We start from the raw sequence: 14506 nt of genomic DNA, 5'->3' as shown, positions 1-14506 counted from the left end.
GCCCGGCTCAGGGCGTATCCACGGAACGGCTTGGCAGGACCGATGCCCCCGGCGCCGATGGAATGTCGGGCAGGGCGTGCAAGGGATTCAGTTGCGGCTTGTCCCAGCTGCCTCCCAGATGATATTGCCGGACCAGGGCCTGGTTGATCTGGCTGCCGAAGATGCCTTCGGCCACCAGCCCGGCAGCGATGCCGAACGGTCCGAACACCGCGCCGAACACTGGCAGACCGTTGCCGACATGCGGGGTCACGGTGATGAATTCATCGTAATCGCGGGCCACCAGACCGGCCCGGCCCTGGATCTTGATATTGGCCGCCGGACTGTCGATCCGCAGATCGCGGCTGCGGGCCTGACCATCGGCGAGCTGGAACTCGCCCTTGATGGCATCAAAACCCAGCCCCTTGTTGAAAACGTCACTGAAATTGAAACTCAGCCGGCGCGGCAGCTCGAAGATAGAAACCAGGCCCAGCACGCGAGCACCCGCACCGGGCGGCAGATCAGGCAGACTGCCGTTCTTGATGTCGATCGCCAGACGGCCATTGGCATGACCCAGATCCGGCGTCAGCGGCGAACCCGGCCAGGTCGCGTCCAGATCCGCCCGGGTCGCCCCACCATCAAAGATATGGGGATAACCCAGCGCGGCCAGCATGTCGCCCAGATTGTGGGCGGCGAAACGGACCTTCAGATGACTGTGGTTGTCATCGGCCGTACCCATCCAGTCGCCGACCCCACTGATCTGCACGCCGGACGCCAGAGTCTGCAGCGGGTCGATATGGATGCCGCCCGGGATATGCCAGGCCTCCAGCCGGGCCTCACCCAGCTTGGCCGCGCCCAATCGCAGGTCGCCGATCCACAGATGCAGTGGCGGCAGCGCCGAGGGATTGGCGCCGCCATGTGCATCGGCCGACTCGGATTCCACGTCGGCCGCCACCGCGGTGGCCATGCCCGCCGCAGCGGGATCGGTATCCCCTTTCGGCCCGGCCTGCGTTGCGGATCCCAGGTCGACATGCGGCCAATGCAGCCGTTGCAGGCGCATGGTCAGGCCTCGCTTGTCCAGCGCCTGGGTAGGCACCAGCACCGTGCCGGCGATGGCCGGTGCCGCCAGCTCGATCTGCATCTGCTGCGGCTCGGGGCGGACCTTGATATGCAAGTCCTTGAAACGGGCACCGAACAGACTGGCCTCGCTGGATGACACGTCCACGCCATCCAGTCCTGGACCATGTCCGCCCTGCCCGGCCGCCACGAACTGGGCCCAGCCGGTGGCATCCAGCAAAGCCGCATGACCATTGATCCGCAAGCCTCTGGGCGGCAACGGGCCGGGGGCCTCGGCTCCCAGATGCAGGCTGCCGGCGAGCTCCGAGCGATCATCGGCAGGCAGATGCAACCGGCCTTGCAGCACATGCCCCAACGACAGGTCAACCTGCCCCCCTTGCACCGGCAAGGCCAGATCCACGCTCAACGGCAGACGAGTGCCGACCGGCTTGTCCAACGGCGCCGGCAACAGCAGAGCCGTGTTTTCCAGGCCCGACGTCAGATGCAGACTCTGGCGGGCGCTGCCATCGGCGGCATGGCGGATATCGAAATCGATCTTGAAAGACGAGGACCCGCGGGTCAGCGGATGGAGCCAGTCCAGCTCCGGATAGCCTTGGGTCAGCTGGTCGAAACTGAAGTGCCCTTCCAGTGCGGCCGACAGCTCGGTGCCCGGCACCCCGGTGGCTCCGCCGATGGCCAGCTTGAGGCGGGACGGCTGGGCATGGAATCGAGCCTGCATCGGTCCGGCCGTAAAGCCGTCCCGATCAAAGTGCAGCGGCCCGGCAAGGTGATCCAGCGCCACCTTCCAGACCGGTGCCGAGAAGCTGCCGTCGTGCCACTGGCCCTCGCCATCCAGAGTGAAGTCCTGATGGTGCTTGAGCGGCATCGACAGCTGCAGGCCGACCTGGATCTTCCCTCCGAGCTTCAATCGGGCCAGGACATCGGCCTGACGGGAGGCCACCGGCGAATGGGCGACGAAGTCCAGTGCATTGGCCGCCGAGGTACTGGCCTGCAGCTGCATGCCCAGCGTCGCGTTCTTGAACTGCGGAATATCCAGACTGGCCGAGTCCACCTTCAGCCCCATCGACGAGGCTTGATCGACATCGACATGCAGGCCGTCATTGACGAAGGACAGATCGGCGCCCAGTCCGGTCACCCGTGGCCAGGACTTGCCATAGTCCAGAACCACGTCACTGATCCGGGCATGGGCTTCGAAACGTCCCTGATGCGCAGGGAACGGCCAGTCAGCCAGATTGCCGTGCAGTACCGCCGAGATATCACCCAGCCGACCGGCCAGCAGCGCATTGTCCACCCAATGCCGGGCATGGGCCGACATTTTCAGGGGAAGCAGCCGTTTGGCCGTATCGATGCTCATGTCATCGAGTCTGGCATACAGGTCCGCCTGCACACCTTGGCCATGGCCGGGCAGACCGACCTCGCCATTGAAGCGGCCGGCGAATCCCGTGCCGGACAGATCCAGATCATCCAGACCCAGATGCCAACCCTGCTCATCCTTCCAGGCGCCGGCCAAGAGACGCAGCCGGTCCAGTCGCAACGGCTGGGGATACAACCCCGGCACGATCAGGGTAACGGCCTGCCCGGGCATTTCCAGACTGACCGCCTCATGATCGGCCCGCAGCTCGCCATGCAGGGCACTGATGCCCGGCTGCGCACCGAAGGCACGGATGCCGAGATCCTGGAATCGCACATAGGCATGACTCAGTCCGGCCGCACGACTCCAATCCAGACTGGCCTTGCTCAGCTGCCCTGTCGGCTTGCCCTGGCCCAGCCAGTCGGCCACTCCGGCCGGCAGCCCACGCGCCAGCGCCGCCCAGGGGACCAGCGGCGTCAGATCCAGCTGCGAGGCCTGGACATGGGCCGCCAGCAGCACCCCGTCCTTGATCGCGACCTGGCCCTGGGCCAGACTGCCGTCATCGCCCTTCCAGCGCAGAGCATAGCCGCCGTGCACCTGTTGCAGGTTGGCCTGACCATGAAAACTGGGCACGATGGAACGCCGTCCCGTGGCGCTGGACAGTGCCAGATCCGAAAAGTCGAAGCGCGTCACCGAACGGATGATCCGGCCCCGGCTCCAGTCCAGCCATGTCGCCCCCTGCCCCTTGCCCGAGTCGGCCTGGTAACCGTTGAGATCGATGCCGGCCAGCAGACTGTAGAGATTCACGCCGTCGGCCGAAACCCAGACCCGGCCCTGATGGCCATCGGTGGCGAACACGCCGGCTCCGGTCACCTGTCCTCGGGCGCCAGGGCGATGCAGATGGGCACCGAACCGCAATTCGTCGCCACGGCGCACCAGACGCAGGGCATCGGCCACCAGGCTGTACTGCCGCCCGACGAGCCGGTCATCGATATTGACCTGCAGATTTTCGAACCACAGACCGATACGCAACTTGCCGAAATCGGTTTTCTGGGCCCCCTTGTGACCGGCGATGCCCAGTCCGTTGATCCGCCAGCGGCCGTCGAGCTCGCGGCTCAGATCCAGAGCCAGACCGCGACCGTAGATATTGATGAAATGGCGGCCGGGCATCCAGCCGCCGAAATCCAGCTTGAGAATGGCTTCGTTCAGCTGCAGCGGCACGCTGCCGGGTCCAAGACTGGCCGTGATGTCATGCATCACGAAGCGCGGGCCGGACATTTCCCAGTGCCCCTGCAGCGAACCGAAGCGGATCTGCCGATGCGTGGCACGACTCAACTCGACCTCCACCCAGTGCGGATGGGCCGCCAGCAGAGGCAACAGCGCCTGACCGCCGATCTCCAGTCCGGCAACGGCCAGGGTGCAGGCAATCGCGGTCAGACGCAGTCCGCGACCACAGGCATGGACATGCCCCCAGTGCAGCCTCACGCGCCGGCCTGCCCCGGTCGACGGGCTGTCGCGACCGTTCTTTCCGGGGCTTGCGTCCGCTTACAGCAGAACGACATCAAACTGCTCCTGGGAGTAATGCTCCTCGGCCTGGAAACGGATGCTCTTGGAAATGAACTCTTCCAGTTCAGCCACGGCGGCGGACTCTTCTTCCAGAATGCGGCTCACCACCTTGCTGCTGGCCAGCACCATCAGCTTCTGGGCATTGAACTGACGGACAGCACGGGTGATTTCGCGGAAAATCTCGTAGGTGATGGTCTCGGCGGTCTTCTGGGTGCCACGTCCATTGCAGGCCGGGCAGGGTTCGCACAACTGGCGTTCCAGGCTCTCGGTGGTGCGCTTGCGCGTCATCTGCACCAAACCCAGCGACGACATCGGATAGACCGTGGTCTTGGCATGGTCTCGAGACAGGCCTTTCTCGAGCATCCGCAATACCTGGCGCTTGTGATCCTCGTCGCTCATGTCGATGAAGTCGATGATGATGATGCCACCGAGATTGCGCAGCCGCAGCTGGCGCGCCGCGGCCTGCGCCGCCTCCAGATTGGTGCGGTAGACCGTATCCTCCAGATTGCGCGAACCCAGGTAAGCGCCGGTATTCACATCGATGGTGGTCATCGCCTCGGTCTGGTCGATGATCAGATAACCGCCGGACTTCAACGGTACCTCCTTGCGCAGGGCCCGCTGGATCTCGTCCTCGACCCCGTACAGATCGAAGATGGGCTGCTCGCTGCCGTAGTGCTCGATCCGGTCGGCCAGGGTCGGCATGAACTTGTTGACGAAGTGGGCCGCCTGCTGGAAGGTGACCTGCGAATCCACCCGCACCTTTTCCACTCCGGCATAGAGCAGATCGCGCAGGCCGCGCAGCGGCAGGGCCAGTTCCTCATACACACGTTCGCCGACCTTGGCCTTGGCGATATTCTCTTGCACCACCCGCCAGACCTTGCCCAGATAGGTGACATCGAAAGCCAGCGATTCGGCGCTCTGACCCTCGGCATTGGTCCGCACGATATAGCCCAGCGGACTGTCACCGATCAGTGGCTGCAGCACGTCGCGGAGGCGCTGACGCTCCTGCTCGTCATCGATCTTGGCCGAAATGCCCAGAGTATGCGATTGGGGCAGCAGTACTAGGTAACGCGAAGGGATCGAAAGATGCGTGGACAGGCGAGCGCCCTTGGTGCCGATCGGGTCCTTGACCACCTGCACCACCACATCCTGGCCCTCATGGATCAGCTCCGAAATCGAGGCATGGGCGGCATGACTGTTCACATGCAGGCTGTCCGCATGTTCAGCGCCCACCGTTGCCGGCGGCCGCACGATATCGGAAGCATGCAGAAACGCGGCACGTTCCAGACCGATGTCCACAAAGGCGGCCTGCATGCCGGGCATGACTCTTTGCACGCGCCCCTTGTAGACATTGCCGACATAGCCGCGACGCGAAGCCCGCTCGACATGGACCTCCTGCAGCATGCCGTTCTCGACCACCGCGACACGCGTCTCTCGCGGTGTCAGATTGATCAGAATTTCCTCGCTCACCCACCACTCCCTTGCTGCGGCGATGTAGATACGACTTCCAGCCCATGGCCATCCGGCCATGACGAGCGAGCAACAACAGCGGCAATCATGGACGTTAGGAAACCGAAACCTGTGGTGCCCCTTCCGGAGCGCTTTGCAATCGTGCCCGCATGGTAGGCAGATACTGCGGATACTGACGCTGAACGAAGTCGATCAGCCCTTCACGCACCCGGCACCCGAGATCCCACCACGCAGGCATGCCCACGGCTGATACCAGCACCCTGATCTTGACGGAATGCTCGGCCGCTTCGCACATTTGCAGGATACAGGTTTTCCTGTCCCACTCCGGTGCTTTCTCGCAGATCCGCTGCAATTCCTGACGCAGCGGCTCCAGCGGAATACCGTAATCAAACCACAGGAAAACCGTACTGATCAGTCCGGGATTGGTGCGTGTCCAGTTGGCGATAGGGTGTTCGATGAAATAATTGATCGGCACCACCAGACGTCGCTCGTCCCATATCCGCACGACGACATATGTGCCGGTGATCTCCTCGATGTAGCCCAGCTCGCCTTCGATCATCACGCAATCATCCAGACTGATCGGCTGGGTCATCGCGATCTGCAGCCCGGCGATGATATTGGTCAGCACGGGACGGGCCGCCAGACCCAGGGCCAGGCCGGCCAGACCGGCCGAGGCCATCAGGCTGGCACCGAACTGGCGTACGGCCGGAATGCTCATCAGCATGCCGGCGACCCCGACGATCATCACCACCACCATCCCGGTGCGGCACAGCAGCCGGACCTGGGTCAGCACCTTGCGGTTGTGGACATTGTCGTCGATATCCACCGGGTGACGACGGACGGCGGCACGCTCCAGCGCGCCGATCGCCCGCACGGCCATCCAGGTCAGGGCCAGCATGACGCCGATCAGTACCAGCTCGCCGATCACGCCACCGCCATGGGCGGCATCGTTGGCCGGCAGGGTCTGTACCAGCAGACCAAACAACAGCAAGGGCACCAGCAGCCGCATCGGCCCCCTTGACTGCTCGAACAGATCACGCGCCAGCTCCCTCCGACGGACCCAGCGGGACAGCAACACTGCCGCTACCCGGTGCACGGCCAGCGACAGCAGCCAGGCCAATGCAGCCACCACGATCAAGGCCACCCAGGGCTGGTCCAGCCAGACCCGGATCACGTCGACACACTTCATCACAATACCCAAACCTGACTCCGTCATCGTTCCAGCCTACCGGAATGCCCGCACCACCCGTACATCGTTCCGGTCGGCGGCCACGCTGAGTACATCCGGTCCCGATGAGATCGACAGTACCGCATCACGATCGATTGTGCAGCGCGCCAGCCCTCGGGATACTGATGGCAAGACCGGCGGCAGCAGGATCCGCCGCGCCTCAGCCCCGTCACAGCGCCGTTGGAGAGCCCATGCCGCAACCTGAACCCCAGACGACCCACGCCATGCGACAGATATTGCCCGACCTGCTGGTCCCCGGCTTGCGCCTGGTCTTCTGCGGTACCGCACCCAGCCGTCGCTCTGCGGCCGAACAGGCCTATTACGCCCATCCCGGCAACCGCTTCTGGCCGGCACTGCATGAATCCGGGCTGGTGCCCCGCCGGCTGTATCCTCAGGAATATCCCGAACTGCTGTCATTCGGCATCGGCCTGACTGACCTGGCCAAGCACCACAGCGGCAATGACCGGGACCTGCCGGCCGGGGCCTTCGATCGCGAAGCCCTGCAGGCCAGGCTGCGCCGATATCGCCCGACCTGGCTGGCCTTCACCAGCAAACAGGCCGCACGTGCCGCCCTGGCCGTGCCGTGGATCGGGTATGGCCTGCAGCCGCAGACCCTTGAGTCCTGCAAGCTGTTCGTGCTGCCGTCGCCATCGGGTCAGGCGCGTGGGCATTGGGATCTGCGCCCCTGGATCGAACTGGCCGGCCTCAGCGCCATCCGCAGCTGAGGCGGAGCCCCGGCGGCATTTACTGACCAAAAAAAAACGACCCGCCAATGGGCGGATCGTCTTGTTGCGGATCGTGGCCTGTCAGAACTTACAGCGGAATGCCGCGCAGCTTCTGCACTTCTTCGGGCGAGACAGCCGAGGCCTTGTTGCCCCAGGCATTGCGGACAAAAGTAGCCAGTGCCGCCACCTGCCTGTCGGTCAGACGCTGACCGAAGGGCGGCATGCCGAAGGGACGCTTGTTGTCACCGGTGACCGGGGCCACGCCGCCGACCAGAATCACGCGAACCACGTTCATATCGCCTTCCGCAGTGACCGAACCGTTGCCGGCCAGCGGCGGATAGTCGGTACCATGGCCCTGCCCCTGCGGCTGGTGGCACTGGGCGCAATGGCTGGCATACAAGCTGCTGCCTTCGGCATACAACTGCTTGGCCTGCTCCTCGTTGACCGCGAACTGGGTCGGCTCCGGCGCCTCGCGGGTCGGCACGGCCTTCAGATAGGTTCCGATCGCCGCCGCATCTTCCGGGGTCAGGAACTGCAGGCTGTGGAAGACCGCATCCGCCATCGGACCATAAGCCGCACCCTTCGGCGAGACACCGGCGCGCAGCAGCTTGGCAATGTCATCCACGCTCCAGTCGGCCAGACCTTCCTGATTGAGCGCGGGACCGTACCAGCCCTGGCCGACCACCTCGCCACCCGACAGATCCATCGAGGCCGGCAGCGAGGCAAATGGACCGCGCCCGGAATGGCACATGTTGCAATGCCCCAGACCATCGACCAGATACTTGCCGCGATTCCAGGCCTCGGATTGACCGGCATCGGGCTGGTAGGGCGCGGCGGCCTTGAAGAACAGCAGGCGCCAACCCAGCAGGATCGGCCGGAAGCTGAAGGGGAACGGCATCTTGTTTTCGGTATTGGGCCGGCTGGAAGGCGGCAACGACTTCAGATAGGCAAAGATGGCATCGCTGTCCTGACGGGACAGGCTGTTGAAGTTGGTGAAGGGATAGGCCGGATACAGGAAACCGTGCTTGGGCGAGACACCGTAGTGGATCACGCGCCAGAAGTCGTTGGCACTCCAGCTGCCGATGCCTTCCTTGACGTCAGGCGTGATATTCGTTGAATACATCGTGCCGAACGGCGTGGCGAACTCCAGCCCGCCAGCATATTTCTGACCGCTGCCCTCGGTATGGCAGGCCACGCAGTCACCGGCCAGAGCCAGATATTTGCCGCGGGCAATCAGGGCCGGATCCTGCAGATTCGGCTCGGGTGCGGAGGGAACCGCCGAAGCGAAAAGGGTCGCCATGCCGCCCTGGCGCTGGAACAGCCAGCCGCCGAGGACCAGCGCGATCACCACCACTACGGCAACGACCGACAAGGCGATGCGAAGTTTCTGTTTGCTCATGTCCCCAACCCCTTACTGCTTGCTGCTGCATGGCGGAATCGACGATCCGCTCTCGGCGGTCACCACCGCACCACTGGCCGGAATCGGCGCACCGGCTGGCACGCCCGACAAATCCGGACGGGCCGCCTCGACGGGCATGCAGCTCAGCTTCTGCTGCGCGTAATAATCGGCGATCTCGTGCATATAGGCATCGTCCATGAAGCGCACCATATAAGTCATCTGGGCGTAATGACGGCTGCCGTTCTGAAACCGCTTGAGCTGATCGTAGAGGTAGTCGGCCGACTTTCCGGCCAGGTGGGGATAATAGGCGTTGATGCCGCCCTGACCTTGCTGTCCATGGCAGGCGGCACAGCCCTCCAGACGCTGATCGAGCGTGTCATTGACGGTCGTCGACACAGCGACCGGCACGGCGCTGACGGCCTGCGCAGGCTCGGCCTCCTGAGCCTGGGCGAGGGCCGCGAAGCCTCCCCCTAGGCCCAGAGCCAGCACCAACGGGAGACAAGCTCGCCGTCTACGCGACAGAGTTGAGAACTCGCGGGCAGTACTGACCGCGGACTGAGGGGCTTGCGGCGGCTTGGCTATGGTATGCATGGGCGCAAAGTATAAGACCCTTGCGCGCGCCTGTCTGCTGCATGGCACAGAAATTTTGTAGTCCGCATCTTGCCGCAGGTGACAAATCGTCCCAGGATCAGGTCTCGCGAGATTTTTTCGCGATCAGCAAGGCCAGTTCCAGCGACTGCTCGTAATTGAGACGCGGATCCACCGAGCTGCGGTAGGCCCTCGCCAGATCGTGTTCCGACAAGTCACGCGCACCGCCCAGACATTCGGTCACATCCTCGCCGGTCAGCTCCAGATGGACACCGCCCAGCCGCGTGCCTGCAGCGCGATGCAACTCGAAAGAGCGCTCGATCTCGGCCCGGATATTGTCGAAGCGACGGGTTTTCACGCCGCTGGAGGTGCTTTCGGTATTGCCATGCATGGGATCGACCACCCACAGGATCTTGCGGCCTTCGCGCCTGGCCTCATCCAGTAGTGGCGGCAGGGCCTGCTCGACCTTGGCCGCCCCCATCCGCGTGATCAGGGTCAGCCGCCCCGCCTCGTTGTCCGGATTGAGTGCGTCAACAAGACGCATCATCGTCGAGGCGTCCACGGAAGCGCCGATCTTTACCGCCACCGGATTGCGGATGCCCCGGAAATATTCCACATGGGCCCCGTCCAGAGCCGCTGTCCGCATGCCGATCCAGGGGTAATGGGTGGAGAGATTGAACCACCCTTGCCGCCGCGGAACCTGCCGTGTCTGCGCCTGCTCATAATGCAGCAGCAGCGCCTCGTGGGAGGTGAAGAAGTCGACCCTCGAGGCGTTCTCCACCGACTGCCCCATCAGGGTCTCCATAAAGCGCAGCGACTGCCCGATCTCATCCACCATGCGCCGGTATTCGATGCCCATCGGCGACCGACTCATCCAGTCCAGATCCCAGTACTCGGGATGATGCAGATCGGCAAAGCCGTCACTGACCAGGGCGCGGGTGAAGTTCATGGTCAACGCGGAATGCACGTGGGCCTCCAGCAGACGCCCGGGATCGGCACGCCGGGCCGCCGCGGTGAATTCGGGACGATTGACGCTGTCACCGCGATAACTGGGCAGCGTGATCCCGTCCCGGGTCTCCACATCCGCAGAACGCGGCTTGGCATACTGGCCGGCAAATCGCCCGACCCGCACCACCGGCTTCTGCATGCCGTGAACCAGCACCAGACTCATCTGCAGCAGAATCTTCAGTCGATTGGTGATCACCTCGCTGCGGCAGTCGGCAAACTGCTCGGCGCAGTCGCCGCCCTGCAGCAGGAACCGCTGCCCCTCCTGCGCCTCGGCAATCATCTGCTTCAAGGCCAGCACCTCGCCCGAAGTCACCAGGGGCGGCAAGGCCTGCAACTGCCCCAGCGCCTGCTCCAGCTCGGCCGGGTCGGCGTACTGGGGCTGCTGCAGTGCCGGCCGGCTCTGCCACGAATCGGGCTGCCACGAGGCGGCGTCAACGCCTTTCAGATGCCTGCTCATCGCCCTGCCAACCTCTGCTCACGCCCGTAACCGGATTTCGTCACCCATACGGCCCATCCGGCAAGCAACAGAAACCATGCCAGCGACCATGCCGGCATCGGCAGGCCCAGAATCTTCTGCACCTTGGCGCATTCGCCCGATCCGGTCAGCACGATCTTCAGCATGTGCATGAAGGGGAAGGTATCCACCAGATAGCCAAGCCCCGGCCCGCAGGACGGCACCTGATCGGCAGGCAGCGACTGGATCCAAAGATGCCGGCCGGCAATGGCAATCCCCGTTGCGGCGCAGATCAGCAAGGGCAGCAGCACCACCAACCGCCCTGCGGCGCGCGGGCCGTGGATGGCGCCGGCGAGAAAAAAGAAGCCGACGGCCGCAAACGCGATCCGCTGGAAAATGCACAGCGGACAGGGATCCATCATCCACACGTACTGGGCATAAAGGGCAAAGCCCAGCAGGCCGAGGCAGGCCAGAACGCCGGCAAGGCAGCGAAGTCGATAAGCAAGCGATGAGTGGATCACGATTTCCTCCAATTCGCGGGACATGCAAACAAAAAGACCCCGGCGGAAGCCCGACGGGGTCTCGATCAGCACTGCATCGAACGCGATTACTCGGCGTCGACGGCAGCCTGCGCCTTCGGGCGATCCACCAGTTCGACATACGCCATCGGCGCATTGTCACCAGGGCGGAAACCGCACTTCAGCAGACGCAGGTAACCACCCGGACGCTGACGGTAACGGGGACCCAGTTCGACGAACAGCTTGCCGACGGCTTCCTTGTCGCGCAGGCGCGAGAAGGCCAGACGACGATTGGCCACGCCATCGTTCTTGGCCAGGGTGATCAGCGGCTCGGCAACCCGACGCAGTTCCTTGGCCTTCGGCAGGGTGGTGCGGATCAGCTCGTGCTTGAACAGCGAAGCCGCCATGTTGCGAAACATCGCTTCGCGGTGGCTGCTGGTACGGTTGAGCTTGCGGCCCGACTTCATATGACGCATGACAGTATTCTCGTATGTTGTTATGAGAAGCCGCCGGCATGGACGGCCTCCCGCGGTTACCCGCTATGGAGGAGAGTGTTGCGTGTTGCAGACTCCGGGCCAGGCCCGGAAGGAAAGACAAGCGGCCTTCCCGAGTTGGCGTTTCGGCAGACCGGAACGCCGACAGCCGCCGTCCTGGGACGGCGGCTGTCAGTTTGGATCAACCCAGCTGCATGCCGTGCGAAATGCCCGGCGGCGGCCAGTTTTCCAGCTTCATGCCCAGGGCCAGACCACGACCACCCAGCACATCCTTGATTTCGGTCAAGGACTTCTTGCCCAGGTTCGGGGTCTTGAGCAGCTCCACTTCGGTCTTCTGAACCAGATCACCGATGTAATAGATGCTCTCGGCCTTGAGGCAGTTGGCCGAACGGACGGTCAATTCCAGATCGTCGATCGGACGCAGCAGCAGCGGATCAACGCCACCCTTCTCGGCCTTGCTGGTATCGCTTTCACGGCGAGTGAAATCGCCGAACACCGACAGCTGATCGTTGAGGATTTCAGCGGCCTTGCGGACCGCGTCTTCCGCGTCGATGGTGCCGTTGGTCTCGATATCGAGAACCAGCTTGTCGAGATTGGTGCGCTGCTCCACACGAGCGGCATCAACTTCGTAGGCCACGCGCAGCACGGGTGCGAAGGACGCATCCAGCTGCAGGCGACCCAGAGGACGGGACTCTTCATCCGGATGCTGGCGAGCGCTGGCGGGCTGATAGCCCACGCCACGCTGCACCTTCAAGCGCATGTTGAGCGTGATGTCCTTGGTCAAATGGCAGATCACATGCTCGGGATTGATGATCTCGACCGAATGATCCACCACGATGTCACCGGCCGTCACCACGCCCTTGCCGGTCTTGGACAGGCTCAGGGTGACTTCGTCACCGGTATGCTGACGAATCGCAACGTCCTTCAGGTTCAGCAGGACTTCGATCACGTCCTCCTGCAGACCCTCGAGGGCGGTGTACTCATGCAGTACACCGTCAATCTCGACTTCGACAATCGCGCTACCCGGAATCGACGACAGCAGCACCCGCCGCAGCGCGTTGCCGAGCGTATGGCCGAACCCGCGCTCCAGCGGCTCAACGACGACCTTGGCGTGGTTGATGCCGAGCTGCTCGATGCTAAGGCCACGTGGCCGCAGTACACTTGTTGACGTAACTGCCATTTACGGCTCCGGTTGATTACTTCGAGTAAAGCTCGATGATGAGGTTCTCGTTGATGTCCGACGGCAGATCACCGCGATCGGGCAGCGCCTTGAACGTACCGGCGAACTTGCCGGCTTCAACCTCAACCCACATCGGACGCAGGTCCATCGTTTCGGCAACCGTGCCGGCTTCCTTCACGCGCAGCTGATTGCGGGCACGCTCGGTCAGCGACACCTCGTCACCGGGACGAACCTGGTAGGAGGGAATATTGACCTTCTTGCCGTTGACCAGGACGCCCTTGTGGGAGACCAGCTGACGGGCCTGGGCGCGGGTGACCGCGAAACCCATGCGATAGACGACGTTGTCCAGGCGGCATTCCAGCAGGCGCAGCAGGTTCTCACCCGTATTGCCCTTCTGGGTCGATGCCTTGGTGTAGTAGTTGCTGAACTGACGTTCCAGCACACCGTAGATACGCTTGACCTTCTGCTTCTCGCGCAGCTGGACGGCGTAGTCCGACAGGCGGGCGCGTTTGTTGGCGCCGTGCTGACCGGGCTTGTTTTCCAGCTTGCACTTGGAATCAAGTGCGCGAGCCGGGCTCTTCAGACTGAGATCCGCACCCTCGCGACGCGCGAGTTTGCAGGTAGCTCCACGATAACGTGCCATGGTGATGCTCCTTAGACGCGACGCTTTTTGGGGGGACGGCAACCGTTGTGCGGCACCGGGGTCACATCAATGATGTTGAGAACCTTGTAGCCCAACGCATTGAGCGAGCGCACGGCCGACTCGCGGCCCGGGCCGGGGCCCTTGATGCGCACTTCCACGGTCTTCACACCGTAGTCGCCAGCAGCGCGACCGGCCTTCTCGGCTGCCACCTGGGCAGCGAAGGGGGTCGACTTGCGCGAGCCACGGAAACCGGCGCCACCAGCGGTGGCCCAGGACAGGGCATTGCCCTGACGGTCGGTGATCGTGACGATCGTGTTGTTGAAAGATGCCTGCACGTGAGCCACCGCATCGGTGACAACGCGCTTGATCTTCTTCTTGGTCTTGACAGGCTTAGCCATAATTGGGGTCCGTTACTTGCGAATCGCGCGACGCGGGCCCTTGCGGGTCCGGGCGTTGGTCTTGGTACGCTGACCGCGGACCGGCAGGCCACGACGGTGGCGCAGGCCACGGTACGTACCCAGGTCCATCAGCCGCTTGATGGCGATACCGACCTCACGACGCAGATCGCCTTCGACGACATACTTGCCGATCTCATGGCGCAGCTTTTCCACCTCGCCTTCGCTCAGCGACTTGATGGGGGTGGTTGCTACCACACCCGCGTCCGCACAAACCTTCTTGGCCCGGCTGCGGCCGATACCATAAATGCTCTGCAGGCCAACCCAGACATGTTTCTGGACCGGCAAATTGACACCCGCGATGCGCGCCATGATGTACCTTCTCCGATGCGTATACTGCGCGGTAAACGCGCAATTCTAACCTTAATTGATCT

At 63.4% G+C, this 14506-nt stretch carries 13 protein-coding genes; 1 reads left to right on the top strand and 12 read right to left on the bottom strand.

Annotated features, from left to right (window positions below):
- Window positions 1–7: 7 nt before the first annotated feature.
- From FRAAU_RS03410 to FRAAU_RS03400, 3 genes are all read right to left on the bottom strand, one after another.
- Complete coding sequence (locus FRAAU_RS03410; protein WP_014402170.1) at window positions 8–3889, bottom strand: YhdP family protein; 3882 nt, start codon at window positions 3887–3889, stop codon at window positions 8–10.
- 60 nt (window positions 3890–3949) lie between these two features.
- Complete coding sequence (gene rng, locus FRAAU_RS03405) at window positions 3950–5440, bottom strand: ribonuclease G (RefSeq protein WP_014402169.1); 1491 nt, start codon at window positions 5438–5440, stop codon at window positions 3950–3952.
- Between the two features lie 94 nt (window positions 5441–5534).
- On the bottom strand, window positions 5535–6629 hold the full coding sequence (locus FRAAU_RS03400; RefSeq protein ID WP_156803320.1) for a mechanosensitive ion channel family protein: 1095 nt from the start codon (window positions 6627–6629) through the stop codon (window positions 5535–5537).
- Between the two features lie 230 nt (window positions 6630–6859).
- Between FRAAU_RS03400 and FRAAU_RS03395 the strand changes: the two genes are divergently transcribed.
- Window positions 6860–7393, top strand: a complete 534-nt coding sequence (locus tag FRAAU_RS03395) for a mismatch-specific DNA-glycosylase (RefSeq protein WP_014402167.1) — start codon at window positions 6860–6862, stop codon at window positions 7391–7393.
- A gap of 88 nt (window positions 7394–7481) precedes the next feature.
- Here FRAAU_RS03395 and FRAAU_RS03390 read toward each other — a convergent pair whose 3' ends face one another.
- The 9 genes from FRAAU_RS03390 to rpsM form a co-directional block, all read right to left on the bottom strand.
- Window positions 7482–8792: a c-type cytochrome gene (locus FRAAU_RS03390; protein ID WP_014402166.1), complete on the bottom strand. Its 1311-nt coding sequence runs from the start codon at window positions 8790–8792 to the stop codon at window positions 7482–7484.
- A 12-nt stretch (window positions 8793–8804) separates the two neighbouring features.
- Entirely contained in the window at window positions 8805–9281 is a 477-nt protein-coding gene (locus tag FRAAU_RS03385) for a c-type cytochrome (protein WP_169314745.1), read from the bottom strand.
- Between the two features lie 199 nt (window positions 9282–9480).
- A complete protein-coding gene (locus FRAAU_RS03380; protein WP_014402164.1) occupies window positions 9481–10845 on the bottom strand; it encodes a class II 3-deoxy-7-phosphoheptulonate synthase in 1365 nt (454 codons plus the stop codon).
- Window positions 10842–11387: a disulfide bond formation protein B gene (locus FRAAU_RS03375; protein ID WP_014402163.1), complete on the bottom strand. Its 546-nt coding sequence runs from the start codon at window positions 11385–11387 to the stop codon at window positions 10842–10844. The genes FRAAU_RS03380 and FRAAU_RS03375 overlap by 4 nt, the downstream gene beginning before the upstream one ends.
- 62 nt (window positions 11388–11449) lie before the next feature.
- On the bottom strand, window positions 11450–11836 hold the full coding sequence (gene rplQ / locus FRAAU_RS03370; RefSeq protein WP_014402162.1) for a 50S ribosomal protein L17: 387 nt from the start codon (window positions 11834–11836) through the stop codon (window positions 11450–11452).
- 199 nt (window positions 11837–12035) lie between these two features.
- The gene (locus FRAAU_RS03365; protein WP_014402161.1) at window positions 12036–13034 is read right to left on the bottom strand and encodes a DNA-directed RNA polymerase subunit alpha; all 999 of its coding nucleotides are present in this window, start codon (window positions 13032–13034) and stop codon (window positions 12036–12038) included.
- Window positions 13035–13050: 16 nt separating this feature from the next.
- A complete protein-coding gene (gene rpsD, locus FRAAU_RS03360) occupies window positions 13051–13677 on the bottom strand; it encodes a 30S ribosomal protein S4 (protein ID WP_014402160.1) in 627 nt (208 codons plus the stop codon).
- An 11-nt stretch (window positions 13678–13688) separates the two neighbouring features.
- Window positions 13689–14075: a 30S ribosomal protein S11 gene (gene rpsK, locus FRAAU_RS03355; RefSeq protein WP_014402159.1), complete on the bottom strand. Its 387-nt coding sequence runs from the start codon at window positions 14073–14075 to the stop codon at window positions 13689–13691.
- 12 nt (window positions 14076–14087) lie between these two features.
- Window positions 14088–14444 carry a 30S ribosomal protein S13 gene (gene rpsM, locus FRAAU_RS03350; protein WP_014402158.1) on the bottom strand — a complete coding sequence of 119 codons (357 nt, stop codon included), beginning with the start codon at window positions 14442–14444 and terminating at the stop codon, window positions 14088–14090.
- Between the last annotated feature and the right edge of the window lie 62 nt (window positions 14445–14506).

The sequence above is a fragment of the Frateuria aurantia DSM 6220 genome, from assembly GCF_000242255.2.
Lineage (GTDB): Bacteria > Pseudomonadota > Gammaproteobacteria > Xanthomonadales > Rhodanobacteraceae > Frateuria > Frateuria aurantia.
Note: the sequence above shows the minus strand (reverse complement) of the source record. Positions and strands in the feature narration are given on the sequence as shown.